This is a genomic window from Agriterribacter sp. (assembly GCF_035444585.1).
Lineage (GTDB): Bacteria > Bacteroidota > Bacteroidia > Chitinophagales > Chitinophagaceae > Agriterribacter.
Genome location: NZ_DAOMOZ010000007.1, coordinates 1 through 18,301 on the forward strand (window position 1 = coordinate 1; position 18,301 = coordinate 18,301).

The 18,301-nt window shown below is 43.9% G+C and carries 15 protein-coding genes and 1 pseudogene; 9 read left to right on the forward strand and 7 right to left on the reverse strand.

Annotation, left to right across the window (positions count from 1 at the left end):
• The 4 genes from PLH26_RS01270 to PLH26_RS01285 form a co-directional block, all read right to left on the reverse strand.
• Positions 1-265: glucuronate isomerase (locus PLH26_RS01270; RefSeq protein WP_324584159.1), on the reverse strand; the 265-nt coding region annotated here is incomplete at its 3' end.
• Between the two features lie 64 nt (positions 266-329).
• A complete protein-coding gene (locus PLH26_RS01275; protein ID WP_324584160.1) occupies positions 330-992 on the reverse strand; it encodes a beta/alpha barrel domain-containing protein in 663 nt (220 codons plus the stop codon).
• Positions 993-1,091: 99 nt separating this feature from the next.
• Positions 1,092-2,099 carry a PfkB family carbohydrate kinase gene (locus PLH26_RS01280; RefSeq protein WP_324584161.1) on the reverse strand — a complete coding sequence of 336 codons (1,008 nt, stop codon included), beginning with the start codon at positions 2,097-2,099 and terminating at the stop codon, positions 1,092-1,094.
• 116 nt (positions 2,100-2,215) lie between these two features.
• On the reverse strand, positions 2,216-4,342 hold the full coding sequence (locus tag PLH26_RS01285) for a T9SS type A sorting domain-containing protein (RefSeq protein ID WP_324584162.1): 2,127 nt from the start codon (positions 4,340-4,342) through the stop codon (positions 2,216-2,218).
• A 261-nt stretch (positions 4,343-4,603) separates the two neighbouring features.
• Between PLH26_RS01285 and gldF the strand changes: the two genes are divergently transcribed.
• From gldF to PLH26_RS01305, 4 genes are all read left to right on the forward strand, one after another.
• Positions 4,604-5,323 carry a gliding motility-associated ABC transporter permease subunit GldF gene (gene gldF, locus PLH26_RS01290; protein ID WP_324584163.1) on the forward strand — a complete coding sequence of 240 codons (720 nt, stop codon included), beginning with the start codon at positions 4,604-4,606 and terminating at the stop codon, positions 5,321-5,323.
• A gap of 7 nt (positions 5,324-5,330) precedes the next feature.
• Entirely contained in the window at positions 5,331-7,037 is a 1,707-nt protein-coding gene (gldG, locus tag PLH26_RS01295) for a gliding motility-associated ABC transporter substrate-binding protein GldG (protein WP_324584164.1), read from the forward strand.
• Positions 7,038-7,233: 196 nt separating this feature from the next.
• Positions 7,234-7,596: a BlaI/MecI/CopY family transcriptional regulator gene (locus PLH26_RS01300; RefSeq protein WP_324584165.1), complete on the forward strand. Its 363-nt coding sequence runs from the start codon at positions 7,234-7,236 to the stop codon at positions 7,594-7,596.
• 25 nt (positions 7,597-7,621) lie between these two features.
• Entirely contained in the window at positions 7,622-9,652 is a 2,031-nt protein-coding gene (locus tag PLH26_RS01305) for a M56 family metallopeptidase (protein ID WP_324584166.1), read from the forward strand.
• Positions 9,653-9,801: 149 nt separating this feature from the next.
• On the opposite strand, the pseudogene PLH26_RS01315 reads toward PLH26_RS01305, so the two are convergent.
• Positions 9,802-10,514: pseudogene (locus PLH26_RS01315) on the reverse strand (DUF92 domain-containing protein).
• Between the two features lie 428 nt (positions 10,515-10,942).
• Positions 10,943-11,137 carry a hypothetical protein gene (locus PLH26_RS01320; RefSeq protein WP_324584169.1) on the reverse strand — a complete coding sequence of 65 codons (195 nt, stop codon included), beginning with the start codon at positions 11,135-11,137 and terminating at the stop codon, positions 10,943-10,945.
• A gap of 62 nt (positions 11,138-11,199) precedes the next feature.
• Between PLH26_RS01320 and PLH26_RS01325 the strand changes: the two genes are divergently transcribed.
• The 5 genes from PLH26_RS01325 to PLH26_RS01345 all read left to right on the forward strand — a co-directional run bounded on the left by PLH26_RS01325 (position 11,200) and on the right by PLH26_RS01345 (position 17,172).
• Positions 11,200-11,694 carry a DUF6122 family protein gene (locus PLH26_RS01325; protein ID WP_324584170.1) on the forward strand — a complete coding sequence of 165 codons (495 nt, stop codon included), beginning with the start codon at positions 11,200-11,202 and terminating at the stop codon, positions 11,692-11,694.
• A 57-nt stretch (positions 11,695-11,751) separates the two neighbouring features.
• A complete protein-coding gene (locus PLH26_RS01330) occupies positions 11,752-13,848 on the forward strand; it encodes a ComEC/Rec2 family competence protein (RefSeq protein ID WP_324584171.1) in 2,097 nt (698 codons plus the stop codon).
• A 56-nt stretch (positions 13,849-13,904) separates the two neighbouring features.
• Complete coding sequence (purH, locus tag PLH26_RS01335) at positions 13,905-15,464, forward strand: bifunctional phosphoribosylaminoimidazolecarboxamide formyltransferase/IMP cyclohydrolase (RefSeq protein ID WP_324584172.1); 1,560 nt, start codon at positions 13,905-13,907, stop codon at positions 15,462-15,464.
• Positions 15,465-15,585: 121 nt separating this feature from the next.
• Positions 15,586-16,560: a DMT family transporter gene (locus PLH26_RS01340; protein WP_324584173.1), complete on the forward strand. Its 975-nt coding sequence runs from the start codon at positions 15,586-15,588 to the stop codon at positions 16,558-16,560.
• Positions 16,561-16,710: 150 nt separating this feature from the next.
• Positions 16,711-17,172 (forward strand): SRPBCC family protein, encoded by a 462-nt coding sequence (locus PLH26_RS01345; protein ID WP_324584174.1) that lies wholly within the window; start codon positions 16,711-16,713, stop codon positions 17,170-17,172.
• A gap of 59 nt (positions 17,173-17,231) precedes the next feature.
• Here the strand turns inward: PLH26_RS01345 and PLH26_RS01350 are convergent.
• Positions 17,232-18,301: polysaccharide deacetylase family protein (locus PLH26_RS01350; RefSeq protein WP_324584175.1), on the reverse strand; the 1,070-nt coding region annotated here is incomplete at its 5' end.

Here is an 18,301-nt window from a genome sequence, read left to right on the forward strand (position 1 = left end):
CCCATACTTTAAACTTAGTGTAATCATCGGCGTTACCGGTAATGTTATTTTCATCAACACCGTTGCTTCGCATGGCTCTCCATTTATAATGGTCGCCTTTCAGCCATATTTCGGTAATGGTACCGAATTGTTTATTGCCAGCAATTTGGTCCGGTGGTAAATGATTGTGATAGTCTATTACAGGCATTGCAGCAGCGTATTCATGATAGAGTTGCTGTGCGGTGGAGCTTTGCAGCAAAAAATCTTCGTTCAGAAAGCTTTTCATATTGGCAAATTAAAACAGTTGTAAAACGAATAAGCTTTGGTATTTCAATGGCCGGCGGCGGTATTTATGCTCTTGCTTTTTCAATATGCCCGATGATCTTTTTTATATGATCGCTCACCAATGCGTATTGATTGTTTGCCAGCCAGTCTGCAGGGAAAAGCTGCGAACCAATACCCACGGCAGTGACGCCGCCCTTAAACCAGTTGCCGATATCTTCCTCAGTAGGCTCAACGCCACCGGTAGCCATAAAGCGCATGGTGGGGAAGACCGCTTTTACGGCTTTAATAAAAGGCGGCCCCCCCAATTGTTTGGCGGGAAATATTTTTACCGTATCTATTCCCCAATGTTCGGCCAATCCTATTTCTGAAGCTGTGGCACACCCCGGTATCCATAGTTTTTTATGCGCTGCAGCTACATGCTGTATTTCTTCAAGTATCAATGGGGAGATCAGGAAATCTGCCCCGGCATGAATGAATTGTTCTGCCTGCTGTGCATTTTTTATAGTGCCTATACCCAGTACCATGCCGGGCAGCCGGTCGTTGCAATATTTCCGTAACGCAATAAAGATATCGAATGAATTGGCGTTGCGGTTGGTAAATTCAAATAAACGTACACCCGCATCATAAGAGGCTTTAAGTACATTGCGGCATACTGTTTCATCTGTGTGGGTAAACAAGGGCATAAATCCCGTTTGCTTTACCAGTGATGCTATTTGTTGTTGATCCATAATTATTTTAATTTATCGGGTTGAAATACACAAGGTTAGAGTTTGAGGCAGAAGGTATGGGTACGGTGGACAAACAATAAACCCTAAATCATAAACTGCTTACCTGATAATTCTTCCACTGCCGCTTTGCTGTATAACGGTATCAATTTCCTGACGGGTAGCAATATTAAAATCGCCCGTAATGCTATGCTTTATTACACCGCAGGCGGTAGCGAACTCAATGGTTTCTTCCAGACTACAACCTGTTTTAAGCGCATGTATCAGCCCGGCCATAAAGGCATCGCCAGCGCCAATGCGTTCGGCGATCTGTTGTATATGATATGATTGCGAAGTATATATTCGGCCTTCATGCCATAAGTGACCAATGTACTGGTTCGAGTTGGCGCTTTCCTGCTTCCGCATGGTCATTGCAATGTGTTTTACATTGGGCAGGGCTTTTTTTAAAAGCGCAAAGCTGCTTTCTACAAGGTTGGCGGGATCCGGTTCAATACCAAAATAGCGCTTCGCTGTATCTACATCAGCCAGTACCACATCGCAAAATTGCAGCAGCCCGGGCATCACTCCACTGCAATGTTTCCCGTATTTCCAAAGTGTATTGCGGTAATTGAAATCAGCTGAAATCACCATTTTTTTTTGTTGGGCAAGCTGCAACGCCTCTCTGCACACATCTGCCAGCCCCTGGTTTAAAGCTGGCGTGATGCCGCTCCAGTGAAACCAGCCTGCCGCGTCAAAGATATCATTCCAGTTTATTTGTCCGGGTTTCAGGTAGCTGAACGCAGAATACTCCCTGTCATAGATCACCCTTCCGGGTCTTGCACCCTGGCCACGCTCATAATAATAGGTACCTACCCGTGTGCCTTCTGTTTTTACGGTCTGCGTTTGAACGGCATATTGATGCAACCGGCTGAGCCCGGCTCTTGTCAGTTCATTATCAGGCAAAGCGGTAATATATAGAGCAGGGCTTCCAAAAATGGACAGCGAGACCGCAATATTCGCTTCGGAACCTGCCCAATGCATTTCAAGCGACTGGGACTGAACTAATTTTTGCTGTTGTGGAGGAGTAAGCCTGAGTAAATATTCGCCAAATAAAGCAATCTTTTTATTCATAAACGTCATCTGTCAGACGAAAATAAAGCAAAATCGGTGAAAATGTGCCTTCAATTACGGGATAATAAAAAAAGCCTCCCTTTGGAAGGCCTTTTTTGCAGTTGGTTTTGGGGCTATTATAGATTATACTTGATAAATGGAACGATCAATAAAGATTGCTCCTGCATTGTTTTAATATAATACAACCCCGGTGATAAGTTCAAAATGTCCACACTAACAATTGTAAGGTTGCTGACTTTTATCCATTTTACAACCGAACCGGTTATATTGACAATTGCTAAGGTGGAAATGCTGCTTTGAGCTGGTATTTTTATAAATATTTTTTCCCGGGCAGGGTTAGGGTATACCATAAGAGCAGGCAAAACCGGCATAGCTACTTCTATGATATTAGAAAAATATGCTTTACCATCTGCGTCAATGATCTTTAAACGATAATAATTATTACCGCTGCCGGGGCTTTTGTCGGTCAACATATAATTAAAATGAAAAATATGTTGTGCTGCAATAAGAGGTGATATCGGTGTAAATATTGTTCCGTTGGCGCTTCTTTCCACTATATATCCTTTGGAATGGGTTTCACCGGGTGTTGTCCATTGCAATATTACGCCATTCACAGCCCGGTAAGCTGTCCATTCCAATAATGGTACGGGTAAAGGATTGTTGGGGTAGGCGCCGGAACCCGCAAGCGTAAAGCTGCCAAATTCATTGAGGATATTGCTGGTTACGGAGCCATTGGATCCCGGGGTTCCCGAAAATCCACTTACCTCCATGTCTGCCCATTGCAACCCGGTATAACGTGCTACCCGCAGGGCATTTATATCTGTTACGCCGCCACTGTTGGGGTCGTAATAAGTAAGTTCTACATTTCCGGCACCTGTTCCCGTAATGTTCCAGTATTCGATGTGACTGATGTGATGAATGCCTTCGCCCATCGTCGTCCCTATGTCAAGATAAGGATCGCTTTTTTTGTATTGCACCGTAAAATCGCCTGTGGCATTATGCAGCAATACAGGTCTCAGCTTGCCTTGTGATCCAACCGGGAAAGCAAAATCAGCGTTTGCCAGCCCCTGTTTTTGAACAGGTCCTTCTATATAAGCGTTATCACAGCCCATATTGGTGTGCGGTAAGTGCGAATAATCGTGCATACAGGTTTGAAGGCTGGCTGTGGCACCAAGCATCAGCAGGGTGGATAAGGATGTTTGTATGATACCATGCTGCATATCCAGCACACCGCTTACCGTAACATTCCGGTTCAACAGGGTAGAGCTGTTATTGACTGTGAGATTTCTAATGGTGATCGTTCCTGTGCCTCCGCCGGCACCAATTGTTTGATTGGTGCCCAGCATTTGTACGGCGCCGGGCATGTTTTCGCTGCCAATATAAATATGGGCCGTGCCTTCACATATAATATTACCGTAAATATTGAAGTTGCCGGTGTGGGAACCGTTGGTGTTGGGCTTAAATTCAAAAAAGCCCGAAAGCACCCTTAAATCGTTTTGAATAATGCAATCCCTTGCAGAACCAATACCGCTGAAATTCAGGTTGCCATCTACGTAGAAGTGACCAAAAGTTCTGCCGGCAAGTGATGGGCCAACGCCATTTCTTTGATATTTATAAATGCTACCCGGATTAAAAATGACAACAGCGTTTGGTGCAGGTGCCCCAAAGGGATTACCGCCGGCCTTATTAACATAAGCCGCTCCGCTTTCAAACACCACCGAATTCAGGTTTGTTGATCCAAAAGCATTTCCGTCAAACCCTGTATTGGCAGTGAAGATAGCGCCACTTTTAAATACCAGCGAATTTGCTGAAGCTGCCGTTAGCCGGTGGGCTCCGTCATAAAAATCTATATTGCCGGATACTTCTCCCCCAAAACCCGTTTCAATGTGAAATGCAACAGCATTGGTACCGCTGATATGTAATGCAGCACCTGTTTCTACTGTGAAATGCGGAGCGGCTGTTGTGGTGTGGCCAATCGTAATAATGCTGGCAACTGTAGTGCTGAGGTTTACCACGGCATTGTTGTGCAGCCGTAGTTTTCCAATGCTTTCTGTAGCGGGCATACCCGTAATAGTAGCATCAGCGGAAAATTCAAGCACATCATTTACTGTGGGATTAATTCGTACCGGGGTCCAGTTGAGCGGGTCAGTCCAGGAACCGGAGCTTACGCTCCAAACATAGGTTTGCTGTGCAAACAATAGCAATGGTGCTGCAAAGATGCAGGTTAACAGGTGTTTTTTCATTTTATTCCTTTTTATGTGATGATTAGCAGACACACAGGAATTGAATTTTTCGGTCAGCATTTGAAAATTAAGAAAAATTTTGGATACATATCAATAATTTTCAGGCTTGTCAATGCACAATTGTATTTTTGAACCTGCCTGATGACTTTAATTGGGTGGTCCGGTCTGAACAAATCGCCCGCCCGCCTGCCCGACTGAATCATAGGAGGCGGGGATAACACCGGTCGGGCAGGCATTCCATCATCCAGAATAAACTATTTCATGTTTGCAATTTGTAAAAAAGAGCTGAGGCAGTTTTTTAGCGGTTTAACCGGGTATTTGGCCATCATTATTTTTTTGTTGCTCAGCAGCCTTTTTCTTTTCGTGTTTCCCGATACCAACCTGTTTGATTACGGGTATGCTACACTCGACACTTTTTTCGAACTGGCGCCCTGGATACTGCTGCTGCTCATTCCTGCTGTTACCATGCGCAGCTTTGCCGATGAATTTAAATCCGGCACTTACGAAATACTGGTAACCCGCCCCCTCAGCAAATGGCAGATCATCAGTGGAAAATATTTTGCAAGTCTTATTATTGTTACCATAGCCCTGCTGCCTACATTGATTTATGTTTTTACAATAAAAAGTCTTTCTACCGGGGGAATTGACAGCGGCGGCATAACAGGCTCTTACATAGGTCTCATTTTTTTGTCGGGTGCTTTTACTGCTATCGGCATTTGCTGCAGCAGTTTTACCAGCAATGCGGTGGTGGCTTTTTTGGCATCCGCATTTGCCTGTTTTGTTTTATATAGCGGGTTTGCCGCCATTAGCGGTATCCCGTCTTTGCAGGGTGGCTGGGATTATGCAGTAGAAATGATTGGTATTGACTTTCACTACCGCAGCCTGAGCCGCGGAGTGGTTGACAGCCGGGATATGATCTATTTCCTGAGCATTATTGTTTTTTTCTTATTCATTACCCGAAAAAAATTACTGAACAGGTAAACGTATCATGAACAAACTGTTGCAGTCTCCCTATAGCTGGGTATTTGTTATTGCAGGGTTGGTGCTTATCAACCGGATAGCGTCGCAATGGCATGCACGGCTCGACCTTACTGCAGAAAAAAGGTATACCATTTCGGCCGCCACGCGGGAGTTGCTGCAATCATTGGATGAGCCGGTAAACATTACTGTTCTGCTGGATGGCGACCTGCCTGCAGGATTTAAGAAGCTTGCCGGCAGCGCCCGCGATATGCTCCAGGAATTTAAAGAGATCGGCGGGAGCAATATCCGGTATTTTTTCAGGCAGCCCGGACAGGGAATGAACGATACGTTGAGATCGGAGCTGATAGATTCCCTGCACCGCATGGGTATTAATCCAACCAATGTACGGGCGCGAACGAAAGAAGGAGAAGGGGAGGAGCAGCGGCTGGTTTACCCGGGTGTTATTTTTGAATACCACGACAGGGTAGCTGCCGTTGACCTGCTGCAGGGGCAAAGTTCCATTGACGGGATCAATTCATTGAACAACGCAGAAGCATTACTGGAATATAAGCTGGCCGGGGCTATTGATAAGATAAGGCGGGACAGGGTTCCCGTGGTGGCCTATCTTACCGGCAACGGCCAACCGCAGAGCTATGAAGTATATGATCTGATAGAAAAAACGCTAAAGCCCAATTACGGATTCAGTATTTTGCCTGTAGACAGCGTTCCTGTTATACCGGATGTGTTTGATGCATTGCTGATCGTAAAACCGCTTACAGCATTTAATGAAGCGCAAAAACTGAAGATCGACCAGTACATCATGCAGGGCGGCAAAGTAATATGGATGATAGATAAGCTGTACGCCAGCTTAGACAGCCTGCAGCGCAGTCAGGGTAGCTTTATTGCGTTTGAAATAGGGTTGAACCTTGATGACCTGTTGTTTAAATACGGGGTGCGTATAAATGCCGACCTGGTGCAGGATCTCAATTGTGCACAAATTCCGCTGGCTGTAGGGTCAATGGGCGGAAGGCCGCAGATGCAGTTGATGCCCTGGGTATATTTTCCCCTGTTATCGGCAACCAACAATCACCCTGTTTCTAAAAACCTTGATTATGTGCTTTCGCAGTTTCCGCAGTCGGTAGATACGGTTAAAGCCGAAGGAATAAAAAAAACCATATTACTGGCCAGCTCAGTCAATGCACGGATACTGAATACACCTGCTAAGGTAGAGCTGAACAGCGTTAAAAATGAAGAAGACCTCCAAACCTTCGCGCAAACCCATATCCCGGTAGCAGTATTGCTTGAAGGCGAATTCAGTTCTCTGTTCACCAACCGCATCTCTTCCGCTGCAAAAGACAGCTTATCCGATCTGTACAAAGCACCCTTTCGCTCATCGGCAGATAGCAGCAATAAAATGATCGTAATATCCGACGGCGACCTCGTAACCAATTTTGTTTCGCAGGAAAAAGGACCTCTGCAAATGGGCGAAAACCCTTTCACCCATTACCAATACGCCAACAAAGCGTTTTTCCTCAATTGCATGGAATACTTAGTGGGCAATCCCGGCATATTGGAAACCAGGGCTAAGGATTACACCCTGAGACTGTTGGATAAAAAGAAGGTAGATGAAAGCAGGACCTCCTGGCAGGTGCTTAATATTATACTGCCGGTTGCTTTGGTGGTATTGTTCGGATTGGTATATGCTGCTGTTAATAAAAGAAGATACCAGAATTAAACAGTAACGTATCAGATCTACTATGATTTAAAGTCTGAATTTGAAGCTATGCCAATAGCAACAACTGCACAGGCGCTCACGAGCAATTTTTTTTCTGAGCAATAGCATATAAAAAAAGAAATAAACCAAATTTTTTTACACAAAAAATTTGGATATTTACGAAGTATTCGTATTTTTACGAAAATATCGTAGATTTATGACTGAAAAACTTACTCCACAGGAAGAGCAGGCGCTGCAGGCGGTTTTTAAAGTAGGCGAAGGAAATATAAAACTGATAGTAGAGCATATGAAAACGCAATTGCCATATACCACTGTAGCTTCTACTGTTAAAAACCTGGAACGCAAGGGGTATGTGTCGGCAAGGCTGATCGGCAATACCTATTTATATAAACCTGCCATATCGCAGCAGGAATATAAGAAGCAGTTCATGACCGATGTGGTCAGGAACCATTTTGATAACTCTTATAAAGCGCTGATCAATTTTTTCGTGGAACAAAAAAAGCTTTCACCGAAGGAATTAAAAGATATCGTTGCAATGATTGAGGGTAAGAAAAAATAAATTATTAAACGATTTAATTTTAACAATGCCATTCATTGTTGATTTCCTTATTAAAATTTCACTTGGCTTTGGCATAACCTGCCTGTTTTATCAGCTTGTTTTAAGGAGGCTGACATTTTATACGTGGAACCGGCTATACTTATTGGGGTATACGCTTTTTTGCTTTTTCCTTCCTTTTATTGACATCACGCCTGTACTTCAGAAGAATGCTGTGGAAAGCAATATAGCGATACAATTTGTCCCTGCATTACAATCAATAGGCATTGCGGACAAACCATTACAATCTGTGCTTTCATCTGCTGCAACTGTCTGGCCTGCACAAAATTGGATATTGCTTTTCATTATTACCGGAAGCAGCATACTGTTTATTCGATTGCTTATTCAGTTAATATCACTTAGCGCCATCCTTCGTAAAGCCAGGTTAATTTCTGATAAGGATATAAAACTGTACCAGGTAGATAAGCAGATCGTTCCTTTTTCTTTTGGAAGATCCATTTTCATAAATAGTGCCCTGCATAATGAAAAGGACACAGAAGAAATTATACGCCACGAGTTTGTGCATGTGAAGCAAAAGCACAGCATTGATATTTTGTGGGGCGAATTATTATGCGTCCTCAATTGGTATAACCCTTTTGTTTGGTGGCTGAGGCATGCGATCCGGCAGAACCTGGAATTTATTGCAGACAATGAGGTACTTAAAAAAGGTACTGACAAAAAAGAATATCAGTATTTACTATTAAAAGTGCTGGGAAATAACCGATTTGCCGTAGCAAGTCCCTTCAATTTTTATTCGCTTAAAAAAAGAATTGCCATGATGAACAAAATAAAAAGCACTAAAGTGCATTTATTAAAGTTTTTATTTGCACTGCCTTTAATGGCGGTAGCCATCTTATCGTTCAGGAGCATTGGAAATAATACAGCAGGAGCAGATACATTTATCCTCGCGGGTATCTTGTTTGATGTTGCTACAGATAAACCGCTTGCGGGGGCACAGATCAGGGAAAGCAATTCTGGTGTTGAGGTAAAAATTGACGCTAAAGGATACTATGTTTTGAAGATCCCTTTTACAAATAAAAAAGAGGAACTGAAGCTTGACCTTATTTGTTCCAAAAACGGTTACGAGCAAAGGGACTGGAGCATGACGAGCAGCTTTAGCTCACATTCGAAGAAGGTAAGCATCTCCTTAATAGGACTGGTTAATACCAGGGATGTTGAACGGGGTATCCGGCCTATGCTGAGCTCGTCCTCAAGCAACAGGTGGCAAAATGAAAAGAGCAGCTCCGCCAACTATTTAATGGTAATGCAGAAATTTGACATGTATTTATTTGGAAAAAGGATAGACGCGCTCATAGACAGATCATCAAAGGCGGTTTGGATTATAGATGGGATTCCCTATGCGATCGGTAATGGTTCGAAGGCCTGGTTTAATAAGGCAGAGGTTGAATCTTCACCTGAATGCAAAGTTTGGTTTGATGGAAAAATAATGACCATAGGCGAGGCGAACAGAAGCATCAACCGGTTTGATTTGAAAGGCGTAGGAGCCATGCCGGGAAGCGAAGCAAAAAGGATATTGGGAATAGATTGTAATGTTTTGGTGTTATTCAGGGATAGCTTACCACCAACCTTGCGGTCTGCCAATGGCTTGCCGGCCGATAATAAAATGCCGGTTAATAATGTAAATGCCGTGATAAGGAAACCTCAAATCAATGCTCATTCCGCTGCTTTGGACAATAAGAAGGAAACAATATTAATAATAGCGGATAGTATGAATTGGGATTCACGTAAACAAGAACTGCGGTTCAAAGGAAACGTTACAGGTAATTTTATTTCACCCGGGAAAGATACGATGAAGGTGGCGGCATCTGGCTTATATCTTAATATACACGACACTAACTGCATACTTCTGAACGGCAGCCCTGTTGAAGATGCAAAAGAGTACAGGTTCAATCCTGGTCAGAAATTCCGGCTTATTAATGTATCTCCGGCTCAGGCTGTTAAAAAGTATGGAAACAAGGCAGGAAAGGGCGCTGTTGAAATTCAAGCTCTTGTTATGTAATTAATCTTATTTACTGTGTTGTTAATTACAGCGTAAAAATAATATTGGTCAAAATTTATTGACAAGCGGAAAGAACAACAGAAGTTTGGGCAATTGGAAACGAAGTATCTGCGCGAAGCTGCATAAAAGCATTTTGTGGATGAAAGCGTCTATAGTATATACAATGCCCACGCCACCCCCGCTCCAACAATTGTATTGAAAACGTTTACGGTATTATTATTAAGCAGGCCTTTATTTTCTAAAGTAAGCCCAATTACAGAATCTGCCACATTACCCGCTGTGCCGGCAACAATTATGATCAGGAATTGCTGTGCATTCCAACCTGTTCCCAACCCATATACCAAAGCAATAACAATGCTTCCAATAATACCGGCGATGGTTCCCGGCAGGCTCACCGCTCCATTTGCTCCGCGTTGCATTTTTTAAAAGAAAGTATGTTATAATATCTCCGGCCATAAATATTTCCGAGTTCAGACGACAGCGTATCTGCAGTGGCTGCCGAAAAGCATCCTGCGATCATCAGGTGTACAATGTTGGTAGCGCCTGTATTGTATAATGCAAATACAGCCAGGATAGCGGCTGAACCTGCATTGGCAAAAACCTGACCTGCATTTCTTTTCCCCTGTGTATCTTCTGCGATGCCTTCCTTCATCTTTGCATTAAACTTCCATCCCGTAGCGCCGGTACCCAGCATAAAAAATACGGCCAGTAAACTTATGCCTGTAAAACCTGTCCCTGCAAAAACAATAACTGCCAGCAAGCCGCCGGTAAGTGCTGCTGTAACCGTTAATTTTTTTTTCAGCACACTAAAAAGCATGCCCGCTGTTATCAAAATAAAAACTGCCAGGTAAGATGTATTCATGCAGCGCAAATGTAATGATGGATTGCATGTGATGCATTATACGGGCGCATTTCAAATTGTTGCCGGTTGACGGGAGCATAATGGTCGTCAACTTAAGATTTTTCAGAAGATGAAACTGCAATCTCATCCTTTCCGGCGCGTGGAGACAGGTTCGGGGTAATTGCCCAATCGCCCTGGTACGTGTCTCCACGTACCATCACCAGGTTTTTTATTTAAATTGACGGCTATGGCGGGCACCAACGGGAGCGGTCTGCGGTGGGCTGTTTCCCCCGTCGCCCACGTGAAGTAAAACGATGCTGCAATTTGAAATGTGCCCCTTTATACGGAAACGCAGCTAAGGCGAAAATCTTGATGACCCTTTTAAGTGATATAAACATAAAGGATATGAAGCGGGTATCCTTTATGTTTATGCATGGGTTAATGAATGCTTATGATTGTTGAAAATTATTTTCAGGAGCAGAGGTTTTCTTCCCGAAGAGGTTTCCAAAACCAAAATTTCCATCTATGAATTTCATGCCTTTTTCTTTCCATGCTTTTTTTTGTTCCGGGGTCATTTTAGAAAACCGGTAAAAGCCATAAGCTGCTGCTGCCGCAATAAGCAGTCCTAATCCTTTCTTTTGCATAGTCTGTTGATTTTATTATTAGTAAATCTGTTTAATGGATAATAATAAAATATCGTGCCGTAATGCAATTTGTATTAAAGCAAGGCCAACAAGGACTTAAAGAAACAGCAGGGCTGCGTATTTTTTTCTACGATTTAACAGGCTGTTTGTATTTCACCGGCTTTTTTATACCGGTCAAAACCGGAAAACCTATATTGCAGCAGGTAAAGGTTCCTCCGTTCAAAATAAAAGCATTGGTGCAGCAGATCATTCACTACGGCTCCCATTTTATGGTTCCGGTATTTATAGCCCTGTGGCTGTACCGGCAACACTGGCTGAGAGCATATGCTGTTTTGCTGCTTACAATGATGGTGGATATAGATCATTTGCTGTCGGCGCCGGTGTATGAAGCGTGCAGGTGCAGTATAGGATTTCATTTGCTGCATAGCTATCCTGCCATAGGCATTTATATTTTATTGTTGTTTTTTAGGCCTGCCCGCCTGGTGGCCATCGGTTTGGTGTGGCATATGTTTACAGACTATATGGATTGCCTTTTGCAGGCGGTATACTGTAAATGAAGAAATATATCATTTTGAAAATTTTGTTATTCTGTGCTTCTTTCTTAACTTTTGACCATGTTGCTACCTGTGGTTCCTGTTTGGAAACATGCACCGTTCATACGCCTGCTCATCCCGCTAATGCTTGGGATAATGCTGCAATGGTACCTTTCCTTTTCTGTAAAGGACCTGATTATTATCGCAGGTATTACCGTTATTGTTTTTCTCCCTGCACAATTGTTTCGCGGCTATTTTTTATACCGGAATAAATGGGTTTATGGCGCTGTGTTTATGATTATGTTTGCACTGTTCGGGGCGATCATCACCCGTTTTAGTAACATTACACACCGGCAAAACTGGTTTGGTCATTTGTATAACGACAGCACGGTTGTTGTTGCGGGTTTATCCGGACCTCTGGTTGAAAAGACCAACTCCTACAAGGCCGACGCTGCGGTGTATGCACTTGTGCGCAATGATAGCGTGGTTCAAACCAAAGGCAGCATCATTATTTATTTTAAAAAAGACAGCGGCCTTTTATCCCGCCTGGATCACGGGTCAACTGTTATTTTTAAGAAAAGGTTGCAGGCAATACAGAATTCGGGCAATCCCGGGGCTTTCGATTATAAGCGCTACTGTCTTTTCCACGGTATCACGCACCAGGTGTATCTTACAGGAAATGAATTTACGGTAAGCATCACGCAAAACCGGTCTGCATTTACGGATTGGCTGCAGCAGTCGCGGAAAGGATTATTGGAAATATTGAAAAAATATATTCCGGGCAGGCGTGAAGCCGGGGTTGCAGAGGCATTGCTGATCGGTTATCGCGATGATCTCGATCGCGACCTGGTGCAGGCGTATGCCAACACCGGCGTTATTCATGTTATTGCGATATCGGGGATGCACCTGGCTATGATCTATGGGCTGCTGGTTGTGGTGCTGAAACCCCTGCAGCGAAATGCAAAAACAAAGTGGGTGCGGGGAGTGGTTATACTATCGGTGTTATGGCTGTTCACCTTGCTATCGGGAGCGGGTCCTTCTATTTTAAGAAGCGCTGTTATGTTTTCCTTTATCGTAGTGGGAGAAAGCATGCGCAGGAAAATATCGGTATATCACACTTTAAGCGCATCAGCCTTTTTCCTTTTATGCAGGAATCCTTTTTTTCTTTGGGATGTGGGTTTCCAGTTGTCATATGCTGCGGTATTGAGTATCATTGTTTTTCTGCGCCCTGTTAGCCGCTGGTTCTGTTTTAAATATGCCTTTGCCAATCATATATGGAAGCTTGTTGCCGTTACGCTTGCCGCCCAGATCCTTACCACCCCGTTGAGCATTTATCATTTTCATCAGGTACCCAATCTTTTCCTGCTCAGTAACCTGGTAATTGTCCCGCTTTCGGGGTTTATATTATATGGCGAGATCGTGCTTTGCCTGCTCTCCCCGTTTGCGGTTGTTGCAGTGCCTGCCGGCAAAATGCTTGCTGCTGCGCTGCGGATGATGAATGATTTTATAACTTTTGTAGATGGTATCCCTTTTGCGGTCAGCAGTAATATTTTTATCTCCGTTCTTCAAACCTGTTTATTATACATTTTTATTATTACAGTTACTATATGGCTCATGAAGGCAAAAAAACAAATATTGCCATACGCGGTAATGGCGCTGCTGGCCTTTGCCATATGCCGTGCGCTGGATATCGGCTATAAGCAAAAGCAGCATAAGCTTATCGTATACAATGTACCACGCCATAGCGCTATTGATTTTATAAACGGAAGGAATTACTGCTTTGCAGGGGATGAAACTTTGACGACCGATCCTTTTTTGCGTAATTTTCATCTTAACCCCTCCCGGCTTTTGCTCAGAACACAGGCGGCAGATAGCCTTAAAAGCCTGAGAACGGTTTCTTCTTTTTTCTATTTTAGCAACAGGCGTATTCTTTTGCTGGACACCACCGCTCCTGCCTTGTCGCAAGCTGCGCAGCCGATAGATGTGGACATTATTATTCTCTCAAAAAATGCAGATGTCCGCATCAGCCGCCTGCAGCAACTGTTTCGCTGCCGGCAATATGTTTTTGACGCTTCCAGCCCGGCGTGGAAAATCCGTCAATGGAAAAATGACTGCGATAGTTTACATTTGCGCCGCCATTCGGTACAGGAAGATGGCGCTTTTATACTTGATTTATAACTTCAGCTCCCTGGGGAGTAACTGTTATTGCCCCGGGGTGTGCAGCAATATATACTATGCAAAAAAAAATCAGTTCCGCACTTATTTCCGTTTTTTATAAAGATGGACTTGAGCCCGTTGTAAAAGAACTACAGCGTCTTGGCATTACAATCTACTCTACCGGAGGCACGCAAAAATTCATTGAAGGTCTTGGTATTCCCTGTATGCCGGTGGAAAGCCTTACTACCTATCCGTCGATATTGGGAGGAAGGGTAAAAACCCTTCATCCGGCTGTTTTTGGCGGTATTTTAGGCCGCCGCGATGTGCCGCAGGATACCGCTGAAATGAAAGAATATAAGATCCCGGAAATAGACCTGGTGGTCGTTGACCTGTATCCTTTTGAGGAAACACTGGCGCAGGCTGAATCATCTTCCTTTACGGGAACTGCAGAAGAAGCGGAAAAAATGATCACCGAAAAAATTGATATCGGCGGGCCTTCTATGATCCGCGCCGCGGCAAAAAATTGCAAAGATCTGCTGGTTGTGGCGGCGAAGGACGATTATGCAGCATTGGTGCAACTGCTTTCTGCACAGAACGGAGAAACCAGTTTTGAACAGCGCCGTGCATTTGCCGCAAAAGCTTTTGAAATTGTAATGCATTACGATATTGTCATCAGCAATTATTTCAATCCGGCTACCGCATTGCCACTCAATCATTCGGGGCAGCAGCAGGTATTGCGTTATGGCGAAAACCCACACCAGCAGGGTGTTTTTTACGGCAACCTTAGCAATGTTTTTGATAAGCTGCACGGCAAAGAGCTTTCTTATAATAACCTCGTTGATGTAGATGCCGCCGTTCAGCTGATCGGTGAGTTCCCTTCTTTTAATGAAACGGGGGGTAAAGCTGTTTTTGCCGTCATCAAGCATACCAATGTTTGCGGGATAGCTTCCCGCGGAACCATTAAAGAAGCCTGGGATGCGGCACTGGCAGGCGACCCCGAGAGCGCATTTGGCGGTGTGCTGGTATGCAATGGCAAGATAGATAAAAGCACTGCAGAAGCCATCAGCGAAATATTTTTTGAAGTGCTGATTGCCGACGGGTATTATGCCGATGCGCTTGGTGTTTTACAAAGTAAAAAAAACAGGATATTGCTTACGCTGAAACAAAGGCCCGTTGCCATGCGCCAGTCTAAAACAATACTGAACGGCGTGCTGTTGCAGGAAAATGATAAGGGTAATTATAGCGAATGGAAAGAAGCAGGAGGAAGGGAAACCACTGTTGAAGAAAAAGAAGATCTGGCTTTCGCCAATATTGTTTGCAAGCATCTGAAGTCGAACGCCATTGCACTGGTGAAGCATAAGCAGTTGCTGGGCAAAGGATGCGGACAAACCAGCCGGATAGACGCCCTGCGCCAGGCTGTAGAAAAGGCAGGCCAGTTCAAATTCGATTTGAACGGCGCTGTACTGGCTTCAGACGCTTTTTTCCCTTTTAATGATTGCGTTAAGCTGGGCCATGAGGCAGGGATCAGCGCTTTTATACAGCCCGGCGGTTCTATACGCGATAAAGATTCCATTGAATATTGTGTACGGCATAAGCTGGCATTGGTTATTACCGGCTTAAGACATTTCAGGCATTAACAACAGCTTTGCAGTGCCTGTAGTATAAAGTGGAACAACAACGATCAGCTTGTCATTAGCGGTTTCACATTTAAAACAACCATATGGGCACTACTTCCATGGCTTACCCGCGGCACCTGCCATGAAAAATTATATTTACGATATTTATGGCAGGGCCAAATCCGTTATAGAGCCGGTATATCTCCGCAATCAAAGCGACAGGACCAAAGCGATCCTGGCAGTTATAGTGGTTTGCTTTTTCTGGGGCACCACATGGCTGGCTTCAAAAAAAGGAGTGCAGCATATGCCTGCATTGCAGCTTGCCGGACTCCGCCAGCTCCTTGCAGGTTCTTTTTTCCTGGGCTATTTTTTTATGAAAGGATTCAGGCTCCCTACCCGCGACCAGTTCATCCAGTTTGGATGGATGAGCCTGCTGATGATCGTGATCAACAATGGTTTCAGCACCTGGTCAATGAAGTACATTCCCAGCGGACTGGGTGCAGTGATAGGTGCGGCATCGCCTTTATGGATAGCTATTCTGAGCACCTTTGTATTTAAAGAAACAAAGCTCAATACCATGACTATCATCGGGCTGCTTCTCGGTATTGGTGGTATTCTTATCATTTTCTCGGATTATCTGCAGGACCTCTTCAATTCATCTTTTTCCGTAGGCATTGCTTTAAATCTTATCGCTTCTGTTACCTGGGCCTTCGGCACCATATTTACCGTAAAAAATGCCAAACATGTTAACCCTTATTTCAGCATGGGTTGGCAGATGTTCCTTGGCGGCATTGTGCTTCTAATGGCGGCTTATTTCACGGGGCAGTATACAGCAATGGCAGGTACCGGCATAGAAGTCTGGTATTCTATTTCGTACCTGGTATTTGTAGGCAGCATCATTACCTATTCTGCTTTTATTTATGCACTGAAAAGATTACCGGCACAGCAGGTATCGGTATATGCATATATCAATCCTATTGTTGCGGTAATTGTCGGTGCATTATTGAACAATGAAAAATTAACCGTAATCATTGCTGCCGGAACGCTGGTAACCATATTGGGGATTTACCTTGTAAATACCGGATTTAAACGAAAGGCGAAAATGGAGAGTGAATAGCCTGAATGATTATTAGGTAACATAAATTTAATATAGGAGCTACGATTTGATAATCAATGAGATAAAATAAATTAAATCTACTCTGCATAATTTGTTCATTTTTATTTCTTCTAATAAGAATACCTTGTCTCTCAGTTTAAAACCCCGCATATGTACATCACTCATACCATGTTAACGACTGCAAGCCCCGAAAAGATCTGGAAAATATGGACAGATGTAAAAAACTGGAAACAATGGGATGTGATGCTGCGCGGGGCTTTGCTGAAAGGGAACTTTCAAAAAAATGTTCATGGTGTGCTCATACCCGAAAAAGGCCCTAAGGCGGAATTTACGGTTACTTCCTGCGATCCTAACTTTTCTTATACCGTTACTACTAAACTGCCGTTAGCCCGGATACATATTCATCGCTTTCTTGGCTATCACAATATGAAAACCACGTTTACGCACGAAATATGGGTGGAAGGCCCGTTAAGCTGGATGTGGTGGAGCCTGGTTGGGCACAATGCTTCCAGCCGTCTTTCACAGGCAATGAAGAATGTAAAGCAACTTGCTGAAGCAGAAGCCTATTCGCCACGCGTTGCCGGTCACTCCCTGCTCACCGTTGACTATTGACTACCCCACTACTCACTACTCACTATTGACTACTCACTACTCACCCCTTACCACTGCTGCTACAGATCCCAATACACTACTTCTTCCAGAAACAATTCATATACTTCCTTCCAGCCCTTAAACAAGGGGTCATCGCCAAAAAAATTATTGTGCCAGATGCTGATCATGGTACCATCAATTTTTTTAATAATATCGTGATAGTACCGTATTTCATTAAATGCCTGTGAAGGCGTAAGCTTTTGCTCATAAAATGAGTTGGCATCCATGAAACAGAAGGGGTATACCAGCAGGGCCGTTTTTGTTTCTGCAGTAAGATCGTACCAGTAAAAAGGAGAAGCTATAGAAGCGCGGAAACCATTGATTGTTCCATAGCCCATTGAAAATTCATTTAAGATGCCCAGGTCAATCAGTTGGCGGTAGGCACCGGGAAGTGTAAAGCGGATATAATGCTGGCGGCTGTGCACTACTTTACTACCGATGATATTTTCCAGTGTTTTTATTTCTTCTTCCAATAATGCAATATCATCGCCACTTTGCCACGAAGGATGTACGCCCACATTGTACCCGGCGGCGTGGTACCTGATGAGTTCCTGCATTTCTGCATGCTGCGGGTCAACATTCTTATCATATTCACCCGGCGAGCGTGCCACAAGAAAAAAATAATAAGGCTGCAATCCAAACTTTAAATGCAAAGCGTAAAGCCATTCATACACATCAAAAGGATCTTCCTTTCTCTTTGTCAGCACATCTATACGGTCTTTTACGGCTGCCAGCTCTCCTTTCAGCAGGGAGCGCACCAGTCCGCCTGCATTTCTTGCAATGCCTTTATGCAGATAGGAGAATGCGATGTCAATATCGTAAGAGGGAATAAACCTGAATTTCTTTATGGCAAAAACAAGAAAAGGAAATTTTGCCTGCAGCATCTTTTGAAAATCAAAGAGCCAGTAATTGATCAGGGGTTGTTGTAAAAAGCCTTCTTTGTGTGCTATGCTTTCTGTATGCGCAAAACGGCCGTATTCATCGGGTTGGTGAGGCAGATACTCTTCATACCTGCTGAGCAGGTAAAAGGATGCGGCAAAAATATCAAAGTGCAGATCTCCGTTTTCCGACGGAAACAATATCCCGGGCC

What these genes read in the sequence shown, in the direction of transcription:
- PLH26_RS01275 (WP_324584160.1), bottom strand. Translation starts at nt 992, where the DNA reads ATGGATCAACAACAAATAGCATCACTGGTAAAGCAAACGGGATTTATG.
- PLH26_RS01280 (WP_324584161.1), bottom strand. Translation starts at nt 2,099, where the DNA reads ATGAATAAAAAGATTGCTTTATTTGGCGAATATTTACTCAGGCTTACT.
- PLH26_RS01285 (WP_324584162.1), bottom strand. Translation starts at nt 4,342, where the DNA reads ATGAAAAAACACCTGTTAACCTGCATCTTTGCAGCACCATTGCTATTG.
- gldF (WP_324584163.1), top strand. Translation starts at nt 4,604, where the DNA reads ATGTTTGCAATTTGTAAAAAAGAGCTGAGGCAGTTTTTTAGCGGTTTA.
- gldG (WP_324584164.1), top strand. Translation starts at nt 5,331, where the DNA reads ATGAACAAACTGTTGCAGTCTCCCTATAGCTGGGTATTTGTTATTGCA.
- PLH26_RS01300 (WP_324584165.1), top strand. Translation starts at nt 7,234, where the DNA reads ATGACTGAAAAACTTACTCCACAGGAAGAGCAGGCGCTGCAGGCGGTT.
- PLH26_RS01305 (WP_324584166.1), top strand. Translation starts at nt 7,622, where the DNA reads ATGCCATTCATTGTTGATTTCCTTATTAAAATTTCACTTGGCTTTGGC.
- PLH26_RS01320 (WP_324584169.1), bottom strand. Translation starts at nt 11,137, where the DNA reads ATGCAAAAGAAAGGATTAGGACTGCTTATTGCGGCAGCAGCAGCTTAT.
- PLH26_RS01325 (WP_324584170.1), top strand. Translation starts at nt 11,200, where the DNA reads ATGCAATTTGTATTAAAGCAAGGCCAACAAGGACTTAAAGAAACAGCA.
- PLH26_RS01330 (WP_324584171.1), top strand. Translation starts at nt 11,752, where the DNA reads ATGTTGCTACCTGTGGTTCCTGTTTGGAAACATGCACCGTTCATACGC.
- purH (WP_324584172.1), top strand. Translation starts at nt 13,905, where the DNA reads ATGCAAAAAAAAATCAGTTCCGCACTTATTTCCGTTTTTTATAAAGAT.
- PLH26_RS01340 (WP_324584173.1), top strand. Translation starts at nt 15,586, where the DNA reads ATGAAAAATTATATTTACGATATTTATGGCAGGGCCAAATCCGTTATA.
- PLH26_RS01345 (WP_324584174.1), top strand. Translation starts at nt 16,711, where the DNA reads ATGTACATCACTCATACCATGTTAACGACTGCAAGCCCCGAAAAGATC.